Annotated in this window: 16 protein-coding genes; 7 read left to right on the forward strand and 9 right to left on the reverse strand. The window is 56.0% G+C overall.

Features of this window, described 5'->3' with window-relative positions; genetic code table 11:
- The first annotated feature begins 1 nt into the window (after position 1).
- The 7 genes from EDC27_RS07145 (at position 2) to EDC27_RS07175 (ending at position 4,869) form a co-directional block, all read left to right on the forward strand.
- A complete protein-coding gene (locus tag EDC27_RS07145; protein WP_123289923.1) occupies positions 2–1,414 on the forward strand; it encodes a CaiB/BaiF CoA transferase family protein in 1,413 nt (470 codons plus the stop codon).
- A gap of 17 nt (positions 1,415–1,431) precedes the next feature.
- Positions 1,432–1,899 carry a hypothetical protein gene (locus tag EDC27_RS07150; protein WP_123289924.1) on the forward strand — a complete coding sequence of 156 codons (468 nt, stop codon included), beginning with the start codon at positions 1,432–1,434 and terminating at the stop codon, positions 1,897–1,899.
- A gap of 20 nt (positions 1,900–1,919) precedes the next feature.
- Complete coding sequence (locus tag EDC27_RS07155) at positions 1,920–2,147, forward strand: hypothetical protein (RefSeq protein ID WP_123289925.1); 228 nt, start codon at positions 1,920–1,922, stop codon at positions 2,145–2,147.
- Positions 2,148–2,154: 7 nt separating this feature from the next.
- Complete coding sequence (locus EDC27_RS07160; RefSeq protein WP_148045706.1) at positions 2,155–2,439, forward strand: hypothetical protein; 285 nt, start codon at positions 2,155–2,157, stop codon at positions 2,437–2,439.
- A gap of 13 nt (positions 2,440–2,452) precedes the next feature.
- On the forward strand, positions 2,453–2,872 hold the full coding sequence (locus tag EDC27_RS07165; protein ID WP_123289927.1) for a hypothetical protein: 420 nt from the start codon (positions 2,453–2,455) through the stop codon (positions 2,870–2,872).
- Between the two features lie 217 nt (positions 2,873–3,089).
- A complete protein-coding gene (locus EDC27_RS07170; protein WP_123289928.1) occupies positions 3,090–4,316 on the forward strand; it encodes an MBL fold metallo-hydrolase in 1,227 nt (408 codons plus the stop codon).
- Positions 4,317–4,419: 103 nt separating this feature from the next.
- Positions 4,420–4,869, forward strand: a complete 450-nt coding sequence (locus EDC27_RS07175; protein WP_123289929.1) for a response regulator — start codon at positions 4,420–4,422, stop codon at positions 4,867–4,869.
- Between the two features lie 247 nt (positions 4,870–5,116).
- Here the strand turns inward: EDC27_RS07175 and EDC27_RS07180 are convergent, their stop codons facing one another.
- The 9 genes from EDC27_RS07180 to EDC27_RS07220 form a co-directional block, all read right to left on the reverse strand.
- Positions 5,117–6,853, reverse strand: a complete 1,737-nt coding sequence (locus tag EDC27_RS07180; RefSeq protein ID WP_123289930.1) for an aldehyde ferredoxin oxidoreductase family protein — start codon at positions 6,851–6,853, stop codon at positions 5,117–5,119.
- 89 nt (positions 6,854–6,942) lie between these two features.
- Positions 6,943–7,233, reverse strand: a complete 291-nt coding sequence (locus tag EDC27_RS07185) for a glutaredoxin family protein (protein ID WP_245994328.1) — start codon at positions 7,231–7,233, stop codon at positions 6,943–6,945.
- A 462-nt stretch (positions 7,234–7,695) separates the two neighbouring features.
- Positions 7,696–8,862, reverse strand: coding sequence for an iron-containing alcohol dehydrogenase (locus EDC27_RS07190; RefSeq protein WP_123289931.1), 1,167 nt, complete (start codon positions 8,860–8,862; stop codon positions 7,696–7,698).
- A 309-nt stretch (positions 8,863–9,171) separates the two neighbouring features.
- A complete protein-coding gene (locus tag EDC27_RS07195; RefSeq protein ID WP_211334809.1) occupies positions 9,172–10,515 on the reverse strand; it encodes a sigma-54-dependent transcriptional regulator in 1,344 nt (447 codons plus the stop codon).
- Positions 10,512–11,705: a two-component system sensor histidine kinase NtrB gene (locus EDC27_RS07200; RefSeq protein ID WP_123289932.1), complete on the reverse strand. Its 1,194-nt coding sequence runs from the start codon at positions 11,703–11,705 to the stop codon at positions 10,512–10,514. The genes EDC27_RS07195 and EDC27_RS07200 overlap by 4 nt, the downstream gene beginning before the upstream one ends.
- Positions 11,705–12,847 carry an iron-containing alcohol dehydrogenase gene (locus EDC27_RS07205; protein ID WP_123289933.1) on the reverse strand — a complete coding sequence of 381 codons (1,143 nt, stop codon included), beginning with the start codon at positions 12,845–12,847 and terminating at the stop codon, positions 11,705–11,707. The genes EDC27_RS07200 and EDC27_RS07205 overlap by 1 nt, the downstream gene beginning before the upstream one ends.
- On the reverse strand, positions 12,819–14,192 hold the full coding sequence (locus EDC27_RS07210; RefSeq protein WP_123289934.1) for a TIGR04282 family arsenosugar biosynthesis glycosyltransferase: 1,374 nt from the start codon (positions 14,190–14,192) through the stop codon (positions 12,819–12,821). The genes EDC27_RS07205 and EDC27_RS07210 overlap by 29 nt, the downstream gene beginning before the upstream one ends.
- Positions 14,192–16,156: an OPT family oligopeptide transporter gene (locus tag EDC27_RS07215; protein ID WP_123289935.1), complete on the reverse strand. Its 1,965-nt coding sequence runs from the start codon at positions 16,154–16,156 to the stop codon at positions 14,192–14,194. Before EDC27_RS07215 ends, EDC27_RS07210 begins: the two co-directional genes overlap by 1 nt.
- Positions 16,157–16,309: 153 nt before the next feature.
- Positions 16,310–18,292: a DUF6785 family protein gene (locus EDC27_RS07220; protein ID WP_123289936.1), complete on the reverse strand. Its 1,983-nt coding sequence runs from the start codon at positions 18,290–18,292 to the stop codon at positions 16,310–16,312.

An 18,292-nucleotide genomic window follows, 5' to 3' on the forward strand; every position in this document is an offset into this window, starting at 1 on the left:
GATGAAAGATCAGAGAGTGACCAGGATCGAAGATCTGCCAGGGCCCAAGAGCCAGGGGGAACTGGAAGAAATGAAAATGCCTTATGAGGAGTATTGCCGCAAGGTCTTCGCGCCGGGCCAGGAGAAGACCAAACCGGAGGCCCTCAAAGGCATTCGATGGTTGAGCACCACCATGTACATTTTCACACCCCATTCGGTGGCCAACCTCGCCGAATTGGGCGCGGAGTGCATCAAGATAGAGATGCCGCGCATGGGGGACCCCATGCGGCACACATCGCCTTTCAACGAATGCTACCTTTACCCACTGCACGACACCCGTCCCATGACCGGAACAGGCCTTGGCTTCACGAATGCCAATAGTAACGAATATTATATTTCCATGGACTATCACGTGCCGGAGATGAAGGAAGCCTTCTACCGGCTGGTGAAGCTATCCGACGGTCTGACCGAATGCTATCGCCCCGGAACTTTTGACCGGTGGAAACAGAGTTACCGGTATTTGCAGGAGATTAACCCCCGGTTCATTTATGTGTGGGGCGGTGGCTTCGGCTATGGTCCCAAGGTCTTTGGCGGGTCCTATGACATTCTCGGGCAGGCCCATGCGGGTTTGGCCAGCGTTACGGGTTTCCATGAAGATTTTGGCGGTCATTGCACAAAGCATTCCAACTGGTGTATCGACTGGTATTCCGGAACCCAGATCACGGTGGCCATTTTGGCGGCGTTGTATTGGCGGCGAAAAACGGGACTGGGCACCATGATCGAGTTCTCCCAGGTTCAGGCGGCCACCAGGTGCTTGGGCTATGCCGCGCCCCTTTACGGCCGTTTTGGCATTGTGCGGCAGCGTTGGGGTAACTGGGATACGCAGCTCTGCGTCCATGGCATTATTCTGTGTGGCAAAAGCGATTATCCCGATGAGCCCAACCCCCAACTCAAGTACGAAGCCCGCTATGCTGTGGTGAGCGCTTTCAACGATCCGGACTTCAAGGAGTTGTGTGCCATCATCGGTCGAAACGACCTGTGGGATCAGTACAAAACCTTGCAGGATCGCGTGCGGCCTGAGGCCCAGATCGTTATCTATAAAGCCTTGGAAGAATGGGCCGCGGATAAGACGCGATCCCAGGTGGTCAAGACTCTTACCGATGCCGGCCTTTTGGCCATGCCCGTCATGAACGATAAAGAGGTGTATGAATCCGAGCATTTTCGGCAGAGAGGCACGGTCCGGTGGCTGGAGGATCCTCTTTTCGGCGACGTGCTGATTCAGAGTGGCCATAGTGCCGGCCTTTTGAGCAAGACACCGCGCCGGGTCAACTGGATCTGGCGGCCCGTGGGGGCGGACAACGTCAAGATCTATCATGAAATGCTCGGGTACCCTATGAGCAAGATCGAAGAATGGTACGAAAAGAACCTCATTTAGAGGGGGAGGAGCCGCCCATGTGTGACATCATTTGGTGCAAGGATTGTGATACGGTCAACTACCTGGATCCGTATTATTTTTGGAATTGGGAAGGCAAAATCAAGTGTGCCGGCTGTGAAAACGTTTATTACATCTACATGATTCAAGGCCACATGTACAAGGGGCCGGACAAGAAACCGGGAGAGAAACCGGACATTCTGCCCGTGTACGCCGACAAACCAAACAACGGCTACGAGGAGATCCTTCCCGGCACGTCGGGAAAGACCCGCCCCTACAACTGCTTACCGCGCGAGATCTATCTTGGCAAGGCCGATATGGTCAAGTTCAGTATCCGCGGCCGCCCCGTTCGAGGATGGCGTCCGCAGCCGCCGTCCACCGGTGTGGCGGGATCGTGTGGCTTTACGTGGGACATTCAAAAGCTTTCGCCTGAAGTTTGGGAGGAGTACCAGGAAAAGATTAAAAAGGGCGAAGTGAGTGAATGGTAAAAGAAAGGAGCGGTGCGACCATGGCAGAATTAACCCCGCGGCAATTTCTCGACACCATTCTGGTGCCCGAGAAGCAAAGCGACCATATTTGCTGGCAATGCGCCCATCTCAAACCGGTTTTGAAGGGGTCTAAGTTCCCGCCGGCGGACATTATCGGCTGGTGCAAGAAAATCCATTGGCCTCACTATTGGTGCGTGGCCGATTTCAACGTGGTGAAAAAGTGCTACGCCTTTGAAGCGAAACAGTAGGATGCCTATGCGCGATGTCCAATTGGAAAAGGCACGAATCCAAGCGGCCCAGGAACTGGAACGCCTCAAATCCATGGTGCTCACCTGGAAAGCCAGCTATGTGGACATGGCGGATGGAGACGGCACGGACGATTTTCTGGTCATGGAATTTGCCCAGGAAATTGAAGAGTATATGGGCCCCTTTGTTCGCCGCATGCACATGACGCAACAGTTGGACGATGATCAGGTGAGTGCTTTCTGGGAATTTTGCTACGGCCAGGTCAGGGACCTGCGGTCGCTTTTATCGACGTAAAAGGAGGGTGAGCATGCCCGAAAAATGCCGAGTGAGCGTGTGCGGATTTGACCCCATGTTGGTTCGGGGTTACGTGAAAACGGGCTACAGGGCCCTGTGGTGGTATTTGCCGGATGACGTGTACAACGATTTCAAAGTGAAACCCGGGGACAAAGTCATCGGCAGGCTGTTGGCCGTCTATAACCCCAAAGGGGAAAAAACAGCGGAACCCAACGAAGAGTTTCGCTGGGAAACCAGCAAAGAGACGGGTTACGCCGTGAATTTACCCCCGGAGGTCATCACCAAATACGAACTGACGGAATTTCATTTCATTGAACTGGTGATCAATAAGATCAACGAAGCCGATGTGTATCCCGGTGAGGAAAAGAAGACCAAGTGGTGGCCCACAGAGAAGATGAAACTGAGCTACTTCCTGCCCTATGCGGCGCCGTAGCTCATATAAGCCAGGGCCTTTCCTTGGTTCCTTGAACGGGCCGAGGAGAGGCCCTTGGAGTAAACCCTATGACCGTGCGGGCGGCACTTCGGAACAGAAGGAAGCCGCCCTCGGCCACCTATCCCTCCCGGCCGGCATTCCTGCCGTTTTCAGATAAGGGCGAGACCAGCGGTTACCGCGTCATCAGAAGCCACTGGCACTAGGAAAGGATGCTCTCATGCCCGCAACCCCCTGCGATAACGAACATGAAAACCTTCAATGCACGCCCTACGATTTGGAAAAGCCCACGCAAGGGTGGACACGCCTCGGCGAGATGTTCAACAGCGATGAGCCTCTGTGGAGAAACACCTGGTTTCTTGAAGGATACAATTTTTCTTCCAACATCTACGTCATCGAAGATGATGGTCTGACCGTCATCGATCCCGGAAACGATTATACAGCCTATCTGCAGTTTTTCGATCTGGGCTTTGATCCGGCACAGGTCCGGCGTGTCATGATCACGCATGGCCATTTTGATCATGCTATGGGTGTTCTGGAACTGTGCAACTACCGGGGCATTCGGGAAAAGGGCTCCATGGAAATTATCATCCATGAAGCCGGCCCGGAAGAGTTGAAGAAAAATCTTGAACCGTTGTCTTTCCCCCTGCGTTTGGTTCAAGGCGGGGAGACGGTGCACACGGGACGCTTCAGCTTTCAGGTCGTGCACACACCGGGCCACACATTTGACGGCATCAGTCTTTACCACAAGGAGACGCGAAGCCTTTTCAGCGGCGATGCGGTTTTGCCCTACGGCCTTTCGGCGCCGGACAAACACGGCGGCGGACGGCTCGACCACATGCTTCAGACCTTCAGAAATCTTCTGGGCATGAACATCGACCATGTGATGCCGGGGCATGGCTGGCCTGTATTCGGGCTGGGTCGAAAGGTTTTGGAAGCCAGCTATGAGGAGGTGATCAAGCACCTTCTGGGGGTGAATCGCGAGCTATCGTGCGAGGAGGCGGCGAACCGCCTCATAGGGAAAGGATTGTTTGAAGAAGCCCTCTATTGCGCGGAAAAGTCCTTGCAGTGTGGGCCCTCGGACGCCACCGCGATGCTGCGCCTCAAGATCGTGTGCTTGAATGACATGGGCCGCTTTCAAGAGGCCTTAGAGAGCTTGGCGGTGCTGAAAAGCATCTTGCCCGAGGCGGACGAGGAGCAGGAGCCGTTCCAGTCCATAGCCACAGGGTATGCTCTGATGGGGTTGGAGCGCTATGAGGAGGCTGTGGCGGTCTTTGACGACGTGCTCACCCGACACGGGCGGATCAAGGAAGCATTGGTGTACAAAGGCATGGCCTTGCACCTTGCCGGCCGGCATGATGAAGCCATGGACATTGGTGAATTTCGTGACGAATTTGTCGGGCGCTTTAAAGAGGAGCTGATGCAAAAGGTGACGGCAAAAGGCTAAGCGTACACGGACCCTGCTTCCATGGAGCCAGGGTGATTCCGTAGAACCTTATCTTCGCGGTGCCCGGGTGTGGTCACGGCCCGAGCTCGGCGCTCAGGAATATATGGTCATCAGGAAGGAACCCTCTAAAGTTTATTTGTGGGTTTCGCGCGGGGAAGTTCGCGCGCACGTGCTGGAAACCTTGGCGCACGCGGGAGCCCCAACGGAAAGCGTCGAGAGCTTTTCGGCCCTCATGGAACGTCTCGCGGAGGTGGACCACGCCATCGTGATCCTGGACAGCGAGGCCATTCATCGTCATGGGCCGACGATCTACGGACGCCTGCGAGCGGCGTGCAAGACATGCCGTGTCATTTTGCTGTGCGCCCAGGATTCTCGAGGGCTTATTCGTGAAGCCATGGAAGCCGGGGTGTACGGTTGCGTGGTCGAACCCTATGCGCCATGGGAGATTCAAACCATGGTGCGCCACATCCTCGCCGACTTTGACCATGAACTGGTGAGCGGCGGAAAGAACCTGGCCAAGAACAAGACCGCCAACGAAATTTCTCACAGCTGACCTTCTCGCCTCGAAGCCCCCAAACACCGTGTTTTCATCATGGACTCGAAAGGATGTTTTTCGGGCGAGTGGGCGTGTGGCCCGCACCAAGAACGGTTGCAACGCCGCCGTATTCAGGGAAGGCGACCACAGTGAGCGGGCCGGCGGGCAACACGCCTCGGTCGGCTCACGGCAGGGAAACCGGCACGGAGCATGAAAAAAGGGGCGGTGCTAACCGCCCCGTCCTGAAAAGTCGACATTTGAAGACCTACCAGTTAAACACCTTGTCCAGTTCTTCATCGGGCACGTCAAAAGTGACGTTGTGCGGAGGAAGAGCTTCTTTTTTAAAGTAATCCGGCAGCCGGTCGTCCTTGCTCGTGAACCCGGCCCTAAGGTTGAAGTCCCGCTCCATGCTGAGGACCTTTTTGCCCAGGGCGGCCACGTCGTCGGCGCTCATGTTGAGGCCGTAAAAGGCATTGATCATATCCACCAGGGCTTGAAACGTGTCCGGCTGATCCAAAAGGGCAAAGGCGATGAAAAGGCACATGCCCGTGGAGTCGATGGCGGCTGTAGCGATTTGCAGATTGCGGGAAAGTTCCACCTGCCCCTGGGGAGACAAGGGATCCACGTTGCCACCGACCTTGAGGATATTGGTGGCCACGGCGTATCCCGCCGTATGGTCCGCTCCCATGGTGCTGGTGGCGTAGGTGACCCCGATGCCCTTGACGGCTCGAGGGTCATAGGCGGGCATGGCCTGGCCTTTGACCACCGGCACACGTTCCACGCCAAAGACCTTTCCTGTGACCGCCGCGCCGCTGCCCAAAATGCGCCCAAGCGGTGTCCCTTTGCCCACCTCTTTGACCAATTCGATGGCCGCCTGTGCATCGCCGAACTTGGCTAGGCCGGCCTCCATGGCCACGGCGATGGTGGCGCCCATTTCAATGGTGTCCAGCCCGATGTCGTCATCGAGAAAATCGATCTGTGCGATGGCGTCCAGATCGTCAATACCGCAGTTGCCCCCATGGGCCCAGACGGTTTCGTATTCAGGCTGTTTACTGATGTAGTTGCCATCCTTATCCACGTAGATGCCGGAACAACGAATCACGCAGCCCCGGTGGCATCCATGGGTAGGATTGCCTCCTCGAGCCTTTTCCGTCTCGGCCTGCGTTTCGCCACTGATCTTGGCCGCTCCGGTAAACCGCCCTTCCTTGAAATTGTACGTGGGGTACGCTCCCGCCTCATTGATGACGTTGGTCAGCACGTTGGTCCCATAAGCGGGAAGTCCCTGGCCGGTCACCGGGTGTCGTCGAAGCCCTTCCACGAACCGTTTGTTGGCGTCTTTAAACTTTTCCGGATCTTTGGGCGAACGCATCTTGGCGCCGGTATCATCCAGCACGATGAGCTTGACGCCCTTGGCTCCCATGACCGCTCCGACGCCGCCTCGGCCCGCATGGCGCGTCGGGCGCAGTTCCGGGTCCGTGCAGGCCACCGAGGCGGCGGCCAGTTTCATTTCGCCAGCCTGGCCGATGGAAATGCACGCGATTTTGTCTCCGTACTCTTCCTTGGCCTTTTCCACGGTCTTGTAATTGCCGAGCCCTTTCAATTCGTTGGCGGGAAGAACCTTGACCCCTTGATGGTTGATCACGATTTTGTATAACGTATTGTCCTTGGGTTGGCCCTCCAAGACAATGGCCGCGTAACCCAAACGACCCAGCACCTGCGCGGGCTGTCCGCCGGCGTTGGCCTCCTTGATGCCTCCGGTGAGCGGGCTTTTACAGCCAACGGAGATGCGCCCTGTCATGGCTCCCGTGCTTCCGCTGAGAAGGCCCGGAGCGATGACCAGCTTGTTTTCGGCGCTCAGAGGGTGGCACGTGGGCGGAACTTCCTTGGACACAATGGCCGACGTCATGGCTCGGCCTCCCAGTCCGGCGTAGGCCCCCAAGGGTTCGACGCTGACCTTGGGACCGCCTTCAGCTCCCATATTGACACGCAAAATTTTGTCCATCCCTTGTCCTCCTGTCTGTCACCATGGGTTTCACACTGTGAAAACAGCCCCCTTTTTCAAAAACCGAAAAGAGGCCCTGTCGCCAATGTCTAATGGGAGACGGCGCCGAATTTGTGCAGAATTTTTTCCACCTCCTCGGGTTTATAGCCCACGATGACCTGATCATCGATGACGAGAGTGGGAAAGCTGCTCGCAGGATTGATTCGTTTCACGGCGGCAAGGACGGCCGAGCGCTCGTCTCCTGTCAATAGGTCCACCAGCACCAGCTCATGCTCTACCCCGTGCTCCTTCAAATACTCCTTGAGCCGACGGCAATGAGGGCACGTTTGCAAAGCATAGAGTGTGATCCGTTTTGGATTCGCAGGCCGTGTTTCGTTCACTGGGACTCCTTTTCAAGCCCATGATGTCCCTGGAGAAGGTTTTTATCATTGAATCTCTTTTGGGCCTAATTGCTTATATATACCACACTTTTGGTTCGATGTAAAGCCCACTCGGAGAGGCTTTTGAGAAGTGATGAATCTGTCCCTTGCGCGTAAACTGCCATTCATAGATGCCTCCCGTTTTTAATCCACGTCCCGATCTTGTCTTCAAAACCTTCCGATGCGCTCACCGGAGACCGAAAGGCCAGGACCTTTTAACTGAGTCTTTCTAGCCATGACCTGAAGCAGGCAAAGATGGGCATGGTCACATATCCTTGTGTGGGGTGAATGCCTGTGGACCAAGAAAAAACCCGGTCCCTATGCGGGGACCGGTGTTGGCTGAGAATTGATGCCTCAAGGGCCATAGCGCAACGTCAAGAGAGATTTCACGTAAAGCTGATTCTGTCGCACAGATCGGCGCCTTTAAAGGGCGTTCTTGTAAATTTGAATCACGTCTTCCAACGTGGGGCACCGAGGGTTGGTGAGGCCGCAGGCGTCTTTTTGAGCGTTTTGGGCCATTATGGGAATGTCTTTTTCCTGCACGCCCAGTTCCCGAAGTCCCCGAGGAATGCCCACATCCTGGGATAGGGTGACGATCGCTTCAAGAGCTTTCTCTGCAGCGCAGCGCGTGGAAAGCCCGGCGATGTTTTCTCCCATGGCGGCAGCGATATCCGCGAACCGTTCCATTTTGGCAATCATGTTGAAACGTTCCACATGGGGAAGCAAAATGGCGTTGCATACGCCGTGAGGCAGGTCATAAAAGCCGCCCAACTGATGAGCCATGGCGTGCACGTGGCCGAGGCTTGCGTTGTTAAAGGCCATGCCCGCGAGATATTCGGCATAGGCCATCTTGTCCCGTGCTTCCACATCGTTGCCGTTGGCAACCGCTGCACGCAGGTTTTCGGCAATGAGTTCAATAGCCTTTAGAGCGCAGGCATCTGTCACCGGCGTGGCAATGGTGGAAACATAGGCTTCCACCGCGTGAGTGAGCGCGTCCATTCCGGTGGCCGCGGTGAGGGCCGGCGGCATGCCCATCATGAGCAATGGGTCGTTGATGGCCACATTCGGTGTGACCCTCCAGTCCACGATGGCCATCTTCACCTTGGTGTCCGTGTTGGTGATGATGCAAAAGCGGGTCATTTCGCTGGCCGTTCCCGCGGTGGTGTTGACGGCGATGAAGGGGGGCATGGCCTTGGAAGACTTATCAATGCCTTCGTAGTCCCGAATGTGTCCGCCATTGGTGGCCACAAGGCCGATGCCCTTGGCGCAGTCGTGCGAGCTGCCGCCGCCGAGTGAGATAATGGAATCGCAGCCGTTTTGTTGGAAAACCTTCAGACCGTCATGGACATTCACGTCCGTGGGGTTGGGAACCGTTTCGTCAAAGACCACCACCTCCAGTCCCGCATCCTCTTTGAGAATTTTGATGATCTGGTCGGCGACTCCAGCATGGACGATTCCTTTGTCCGTGCATAGAAACGGTTTCTTGCCGCCGAGGACTTTGATCTGCTTGCCGATCTCTTTGTGGGCTCCAATGCCCATCAAGGTCACCGTGGGAATGAAAAAGCCGTACACCTGTTCTCGAACCGCCATGACATGCCTCCTTGTGTGTTGTGAAGAAGTTTTCAAACCGCACCCCATTTTGAAAGGACGCGTCATGACAGGTTCTATCAAGAAGAATACCAAGATAAAAAAGCATTGAAATGCAAATACTTAAAATGCCTAGGTCAAGACATGGGTCCCCTTCTTGGGGCTTTTTGGCCGCATCGGTTTCGCAGCTTGACGCGCCAAAAGAGCAGGATCCGCGCATGCCGGCGAATCCACGAAGAATCTTGCTGTGCGAGGCGTTTTGTCTCCTGGTGGTGCCGTGCTGTGTCAAAAGGATACGCAAGGGGGGCGGGTCTAGTATTCCAGACCGTAGGCCTTGATTTTGCGGTAAAGGGTTTTTCGGCTAATGCCCAAAGCCTTGGCCGTTTCAGTGCGGTTGCCCGCAAACAGGTCCAAGGCTTTAAGGATGTGCAGGCGTTCGACTTCGTGCAACGGAAGACATGCGGGGGCTGTGGCGTTGGAAAGGCGAAGGTTTCCCGTCAATTCCCGTGGAAGGTTTTGGGGCAAAATCAGCTGGTTTTCCGAAAGAATAAGGCAGCGTTCCAAAACGTTGCGCAGTTCCCGTACGTTCCCTGGCCAGTCATAGGCTGTAAGGTGCATCAAGGTTTCGTCTGCGAGGCGGAAAGGCCGATCCGGAGGGCTTAACCCTCCCAGGAAGTGCTCCACCAAAAGGGGGATGTCTTCTCGCCTTTCCCGCAGTGGTGGAAGGTGAATACGAAACACATTGAGTCGATGATAGAGTGCCTCGTGGAATCGACCTGCTTGCACTTCGGCTTCAAGGTCCCTGTGCGTGGCAAACACAAAGCGGACGTCTACGCGTCGTTCTTGCTGTTCACCGACGCGGCGGAACTTTTTCGTTTCCAACAGCCGTAACATGCTGCCTTGCAGCTCCAGGGGCATGTCCCCAATTTCATCCAGAAACAGGGTGCCGCCTTCGGCCAGATTCACCAGGCCTTCCCGTGTTTCTGTTGCCCCGGTAAAGGCTCCTTTGACAAACCCGAAAAGCTCACTTCGGAGAAGATCCTTTTGCAAAGAAGCGCAGTTTTTGACCACAAAGGGGCCCTCACGGCGTCTGCTCATGGCATGGATGTTTCGCGCCACCACGTCCTTTCCCGTGCCGGATTCGCCTGTGATGAGCACGGAGGTGTCGTGGGGGGCCACTTTGGCGATGAGTTCCATGATGTGTCGCATGGCTTGGGATCGACCGACGAGCCGAGGGGCGTCTGTGTCCACATGTCCCTGAAGCAGTCGCCGATTGTGCCTCTTGAGACACACTCGCTCGTAGGCTCTGTCTAAGATGACCTCCAGCCTTTCCATGGTAAACGGCTTGGTGATGTAATCGTAGGCGCCAAGCTTTACGGCCTTAAGGGCACTTTCCACCGTACCGTAGCCCGTGATCATAATCACTTCCGCATCCGGAAGCTTTTCTCGAAACATCGGCAACAACTCCAGCCCGTCCCCGTCTGGAAGGCGGATGTCGGTGACGATGACGTCAAATGTTTCTCGGTCAATGAGAACCCTGGCGGCCGCGGCGCTTTCCACTGTGACCACGTGCCTGTGGGGTACGGCCAGTTCCTTTTCGACTAGCTTGCGAATGGACGCTTCGTCGTCAATGACCAGAACGCGCATTGGAATCATGGCATCTTCCTGAAAACGACGCGGAATACCGATCCTTCTCCCAGTCGGCTTTCCACTTCTATGGACGCGTCATGGGCTTGCGCTATGGCATAGCACATGGAAAGCCCCATGCCCGTGCCCTGTCCTATAGGTTTGGTGGTGAAGAAAGGATCAAAAATCTTTGCCATGTTTTCCTGGGCGATGCCACAGCCGTTATCCCTGACTTCCAAAAAGACCCATTGGTCGTGGCGCACACCGGTGTGCACCTCGATGGTTCCCCCTTTTTCGGCTAAGGCGTCCAGGGCGTTGAGGAGCAAATTCAGGAGCAGCTGTTTGATTTCTGAAGGGGTGGCCCGAATGAGCGGGAGAGGCTCGAAGGGCTTCTGCTGCAGCACGATATGGGGATGTTCTTTGATCTTGTGCTGCACCAGCCGCACCGTTTCACGCACGCAATCGTTCAAGTTCACCGCGACCATGGTGCCCGAATGGGATCGACTGAAATGCAAAAGCCCCTGGACGATGTCTTGGCATCGGGCGCACTCGTTGAGAATGATTTCTACGGATTCGCTCAAATCCGACTCGAAATCCTTGGGCAGTCGGTCTCTTACGTCCGGTAGACGCTTTTTGATGGCCCGAGCAAAACCCAAGATGGCCGTCAAAGGATTGTTGATCTCGTGGGCAACTCCTGCTGCCAACAGCCCTACGGTGGACATCTTTTCCGCCTGCTGAAGCTTTGCCTGGTAGGCGCGTTCCAACGTGACATCCCGTTTTAGTAAAAGGATGTGGCAGGGACGCCCTTGGGAATTCCTCAAGGGAGAGGCCGTGATTTCAAAATGGCGCGTCGCCTCTCCCACGGTGTAGATATGTTCTTGCCGGCACACTCGGTTGGTGCGAAAGGCAATGTCAGCCGGGCATGGACGGCACGGTTTGTGGGCTTGGCGAAAGACATGATAGCACAGCCGTCCCACGGGAGAGCTTCCCCCGTAAACGTCATGGTAGACGCGGTTGACGGACGTGATGCGTCCTTCCGGGCTGACTACTGCCATGATGTCCGTAATGCCGTCGAGAATAGCCTGAATCTGCTGGCGCCGCCGCTCCAGTTCCAGCGTGGAGGCGTGGAGTTGGGCGATCTTTTCCTGAGCTTCTCGAAAAAAGCCCAGTTTAGAGTATTCAATTCCGATGAGGTCTTCCAGACTGGGAAGGGGTTTCATCACCACGCCTCCTCGCAGATGGCCAGAAGATCTTCCCATGTTGCAGGTCGTGGATTGGTCAGAAGGCATGCGTCATGGGAAGCCATACGGCATACGGTGGGCAGATGACTCGAATCGGGCACAAGGTCTCGCAGTCGATGCTTCATGCCAAGGGAACTGAAAAGGTTTTCCAGCCATTCGATGCCGGCCAGGGCTGCCTTGCGGTCATTTCTCCAGGTTTTTCCCGTGAGAATTTTTCCGATTTGGGCCATTTTGGTCAGGGCCCTTTCTGCGTTGAACCGCATGACGGCTGGCAGCAACACCGAATGCACTTCTCCGTGGAGCACATCAAACATGCCGCCCAGGGAATGGGCAAGGGCGTGATCCGCCCCCAGACTGGCATTGCTGAAAGCCATGCCCGCCGCCGTGCTGGCGATGCTCAGCGACTCGAGCACGGGCAGGGAAGGCTCTTGAGCCGCTCGAGGTAGCGACTTGGCAATGATCTCCACGGCCTTCAGGGACTGCACTTCCGTGAATGGCGAAGCGATGATGGACACGTACGACTCCACGGCGTGAGCGAGGGCGTCGACGGCGGCAGCCAACACCAAATGATGAGGTTTTGTGGTCAGCAGGACCGGATCGATGATGGAGATGTTCGGCACGAGAGTTCGGCTGACAATGGTCATTTTTAGGCGTCGGCGCGTATCGGTAATGATGGCGAATTGGGAAATGTCCGACCCACTGCCTGCCGTTGAGGGCAGAAAGACCATGGGCGGCAAAGGTCGATGAATTCGATTGGCTCCTTCGTAATCATGGATTCGACCACCGTTGCCGGCCACAATGGCGATGCCTTTGGCTGCATCCATAGGGCTGCCGCCCCCTAGGGCGATGATCACGTCGGCTTTATGTTCGGCGTAAAACAGCGCGCCATGAGCCACTTGCGTGTCCCGAGGATTGGAGACGACGTCTTCGTAATAGCACCATTGAAGGCCTTCCGATGTGAGAACGTCGAAAAGGCGTGAAACCCACCCAGCCTCCCGCAACCCCGGATCACTCACGACCATGGGCTTTTCCCCACCGAGCCTTTTGGCGCAGAGGGCGGCGTATTTGAGGGCACCGCGACCGAAGATGATCTCAGGAATGGAAAATTTCGTGATTTGCATGGGCTTGCCTCAAGGCATGCGTCCCACCCAACGGGCCGTGAGATAGGCCGTAGTATCGCCGATACAGCACCGCATTGGAAACCCCCAGAAAATGACCGAAGAGGGTGATGTGATTGCGAAGGGATGTTTTAAAAATGCCCTGGGAAAGATAACGCCGTGGAGAGGTGAGAAGCACATCAGGGGCCACCCACAGCCGTCCCAGCCGGCGGCATGCGCGCACAAAATCCACATCTTCCATAATGTACGGTGCCCTAAAGCCGCCGACCGCATCGAAGGTCTCACGGCGGCAGAAGAAGCCTTGATCGCCGTAGGGTAACCGAAAAAGTGAGGTTCTCCAATTGGCCCAGCGGGCCACGGCCCGCAATGCGCGATTGGTCGGTGAAAATCCAAGTCGAAACACCCCCAAGGCCGCTCCAGGATCTCGGCAGATCTGACGCACGTGATAGGCCGCGCAAAAACCTGGTGAGCAGTCATGGTGTAGGAACCACAAAACTTCCCCGGGGCACGCTCGAGCGCCGGCATTGAGTTGCAGCCCCCGTCCTAGAGGGCTTTGCACCCGAATGACGTCGCCTGTGCGGATGGGTTCTTGGGAAGCCAAAGCGGTCGTGCCCTGAACAATGCACACCGTATCTCCGGGCCACAAGATCCTGCGAAGATCTTCAAGCCATGGTGTGAGACTCTGTAAACCACCTATGGTTGGCACCACCACGGCCAGGGAATTTCGGAAAGCCCAGTGACGCTCCAGGAGCCTTAGATCTTCAGGTCGATCGATATCGGTTCGCAAGGGCAAAACCGCCAAGGAAAGGCCAAGACGGGAGAGAGTATGCTGCGTTCTTTGAAAGACGTCGGCCGATCCCCATGTGGAAAAAGAAAAAATTTCCGGGCATGGACGACGCAAACCGATGGCGTAAAAACCGCCGTCCCGGGCAGGACCCAACACAGCTTCGTGGGATTGAAGAAGACGAAAGGCTGCGGAAAGATCCTGCGCACACATGTCGCACACATCTGAGCCCATGAGGACGACGCGGGAAAAGCCGCGGGCGAAAAGCCGTTCAAAGGCCTCGGCCATGCGCTTTCCCAGGTGTCCTTCTCCTTGAGGGACCACAGGCCAGGGCACGGCAAAACGGCGCCGAAAATCATGAACGCGATCCGCCGTCGCCAGACTCACCTCAATGGTCGTCTGGGGACAAAGTCTCTGAAAGTCGTCCAAGACCCCAAAGGCGTAGCGAAGGAGTTGCTCGTAAATTTCGGAGGCCTTTGCAGCTCCTACACCGCGGGCCAGTCTCGACTTGACCGCTCCCGGTTCAGGATAACGCGCGAACACGATAACGGCTTGCCGGGGCATCAGTACGCCAAACTGCTGAGAGAACGCATGATCAAGGTAAAGCCCATGGCCAGCATGCCCATGAGGCCCATGCCGCACGAAAAACCGGCCAAAAGGACGGGGGCGTATTGGCGCCAGGCCAGCCCGTATTTTTTGGAAAAGTAGTACCGCCCCAGAAAGGCGCCGATGATTTCCAAGAAAATGCCGTGGGGTGTCGACTGCCCCAGACCTCGAACAATGCCGTAGATGAGTAAAATCGGCCAGTGCAAAACGCTCAGAATCCAATAGACCACGGCGCCAAGCCCTAAGCCCCACAGCACATAGTGGCCCTTGAGCGCTTCAAAGAAGGGCGAATAGCCCTCCAGCGTCGCGCTTTGCAGTAGCAGGGTGTTGAGGGCCTGCAGGTGCCAGAGTTCCTGGGCATAGGGGTATTGGCTTGATGGAATGGGCGCCAAGCGCCAGATGTATTGAGAAAACAGCAGACTGGCGATCATGACCACGGGAAAGACCAGAATTTCCGCCTTGATGATGCTTCGAAAACTGGTTCCCGTGAGCTCGATTTCGCGCCAGCGCACCGTGGCCTTGCCATAGTTGTGAAAGGGAATGGGCGCGTACCAGATGCCGATGCCGTGATAGCCGAAAAACTTGGACGCCGCGATGAAACTGGCTTCCCGCACCATGGGTAGACTCACGAACTGGCCCGTGATGCCTTCCATGCGCGCCGACACATAGCTGATAAACGGCGTGTAGACGAACCCGTAAGCCACTAAAAAAATCCATGGAAAACCGGGAACCAAAAAAGAGCAAAGAATCACGTAGGTCAGAGTGCTGCCCACGTAAATGCCGATGGCAATCCAAATGCTGAAATCCCCTCGCCCAGGAGGGGGAGTAAAGAGCTTCTGTATGCGTTGCCGAAAGGGGGCTAGGGCGTCGGATCTAAGCCCTCGAAGCACTTGGACGATGCCGATCAAGGCGATGGCCAACCCGATGCCAATGCCAAAGCTCATGTAAAAGTCGAAGTTGTTGGCAAAAACCGTATCTACCGTTCCCATGCCCTTGTGCCATCGCTGTAAAATGCCGTGATGGTACAAAATGGGATTGGCCGCCAAAGTGATAAGAAATCCCACAGCGCCCCCCACCACCGCCCAAAAGGGCAACACCATGCCGATGAAAAGAAGTCCCAAGTCCAACTGAATGCCCGTGGCCACCGCCGGCAGAATGTCTTCGGTTACGGGTGTCAGTTCGATCCAAGGAATGGGAAGCAGCCTCACGGGTTCGTTGAGAATCACTCCGGAAGCCGCCGGCAGCAGCACGTAAATGGCACCGAAACACAAACCCACCATCCCCCCTATGGAAAACAGGCGCCATTTCCAGCCCGTTTCTGTCTTTTCCGTGGATTCGGCCAAGGCCATGTTGCCCAAGGCTCCTACGGGCGCCATGGGAAAGGGTAACTTTTCCACGTCGGAGGTCAGCCGATACAGAGCGTAACCCAATCCGAAATGATCCACGGCCTGAATGAGTTCAAAACCCACCATGAGGAGAATGGGAATCAGCCAGTCTCGGTGGAAAAAAGTTCTTTCAATGAGCGATTCGGATCCGGGCTGCGGCGCGACCCATGAAGGAATGTGCTGAGTGAGGCCGAGAATGCGAGCGGCTTCCGATTGGACCAGGTACTGATTCCACAACAGTCCGGAAAAAGGCGAGGCCATGGCGGCTCCGGCCATGTAATAGAGCACAAAGATTTCTTGCTGGTTCAGACGCGTGTACGCCCTTTTGGCCACTTCGGCAAAAAGAATGATGGTCACCCAGCGTGCCGCCGGTCCGATGCCCGTGCCGATGACCAGGCCCAAATACATGGATCCCGGCATCATGAGAAATCCGATGAAAATGGCCCCGATCACCGATTTCCACCCGAAACCGTCTCGAAACTGTTCCGGTGGCGTGAGCAGATCTCGGTATTCTTTGAGTTCTTTGTCCTCGATCATGAAACGTCTCCCTGCGTCAGCCCCAGCCGTGGCCCATAGGCTTAGCAGCACGTCGGAAAATGTAGCCCGTGGGCGCGGCGCACGCCGCGGAACCTTCTCGCCCTTGCGGGCCTTCACGAGGTCAAAGCATCAAGCGCACGCTCAGACAAGCTCCTATAGGGGCAACACGTGGTAACTCACTGGCGTAAAAAGCCCCACGATAAGCCAGGCGATGGCCATGACCGTGTCCCCCACCACAAGGCCCACGAAGAGGCGCCGCACTTCCTTGAAGGCATTCACGCCGCCGTAGCGAAGGACCAACGTGTTACACAGCCAGCCCAGAAGAAAACTAAACCAGAGAATGCGCAAAGCCGAACTGTACGTGGTCAGGTATCCTATGGGATGCAGAGGCCACCACAAAAACCGCCGATATCCCAAAACAAGGAGGGCCATTACAGTGGCTCCGACCCCGGCAAACACCATGCTCCACGTCTTGGCCTCTTCAGGATAACGCAGCAGTTGTGCCGCCCCTTCATGAACGCGACGGCTTGTCTCCACGGCCCAATCGTCTGGAAGCATGGAGATGCCGTACTGAAAGCTCATGACCAGCATGGCCGCACCGGAAACCACGACCCCGACGAAAAGGGCCGCGACCACACCGATAAGAAATCGACGTCGCGTCTGCACCCCTTCGGCGGCCTTAGTGGCATGCAACAGGGACGGGAGCAAGGATTCACGCACATCCACAAAGGCCACCTTTTGCACGGCCAATCCCAAGGCCAAAGTGATCGGGGCGATGGTCTTGGAGGCCATCATGGCAAGAAAACCATCGGACGGTGCGGCCGTCAGCGTGAAGTAGGGAAGCCCTCCCTGGCAAATGAGGCGGGCCGTCACCAGGTGCAGCATGAAGCACACCCCGAGAAAAAGTAAGACCGGCAAGGGATCCATGTGAAAACGCACCATCCACAAAACCGCTCCACCGGCCCCAAGAACGAAAAGGATCAGAGCTTTTCTCGGAGCCACAAGGCTCTTGAGAGGCTCTTCGGCCTCAACACGGCGATGCCAAAGGCCGGCAAAGACCTGCATCAGGTGGGATCGAGCGAGCCACAGAATAAAGAAAAAAAACACCGCAAAGGCGCCGATCATCTGCATTTCTTCCACGCGCGCCAGAACCGGACCAAAGGTGGTGCCCAAGGCGGCCGACGGCAACCTCCACCCCACCACCTGCAGCAGACCCGGCAGCAATCCTCCCAGCAAAAAGAAGAACCATAAGCTGAACGAAACCTGTTTGGAGGTAAGATAGGCAAAGCCGATAAAGGCCGGGTAGACATAAATCTTGACTTTATAAAAGCCGGAAAGGAGCCCTTCCGGGGGAATATAGGGTTGCGCGAGAAACAACACGGGAATCTGAGGCACCTGAGGGAAATAGGTGTGCAGTCCGTTCAAAAGGTGCAGCATGACGGGAATGAAAAAACCCACCAGGAAAAATTTATGCGACAGATAAGCCCCTAGGTTTCCGCGTTCCGATTCCTCGCTGATTTCCATGGGAACGCGAAGAAGTGGAAAATTCATCTTTTCGTTTTCAATCCACTGATGGCTGAAAAGGCCGGTGAGCCCCACGAAGGCGGCGTAAATAAATCCGATAAAAAGTCCCCATAGGGCCAAAGGCGTCGCCCATTGTGCCCAAGGGATGCGGGCCAGCACTTCATACCAAGGGAGGTTGCGGCCGCTTTCAAAGCCTTGATACAGAAGCTGGAGGACATCGGGTTGTTTTGGAAAGAGGGTTTCGGGCAAGAGCTCTGTGAGGGTCTTGCCGGCGGGGTGTCCCGTGGTGGCCAGCCACCCCGGCGTGGTAATGTTGATGAGAAAGGTTCGAAAAAGACCGGTGTAGGCGATGCCCGTGGCCACGGTGACCATGGCCCACAGCAGCAGCAGCTCATGGGCCGCCAAGGCCGCGCTTCGATGAAGGGAACGAGCCAAGGGGTTGTAGATAGCAGCGAAAAACAACAAAACGGCGAAAGACGCCAACGGAAAGTGCCCGCCGGCCAAGGGGGTGTTCTGCAAGCGCACGTTGTTATAGGGTGTCAAGGCACAAAGAATCATGGACAAGAGTAGGCCCAGCGCGATGGCACTCCAGCGCAATCGACGTCCCTTCAT

The organism is Desulfosoma caldarium, from assembly GCF_003751385.1.
In the GTDB taxonomy this organism is placed as follows: domain Bacteria; phylum Desulfobacterota; class Syntrophobacteria; order Syntrophobacterales; family DSM-9756; genus Desulfosoma; species Desulfosoma caldarium.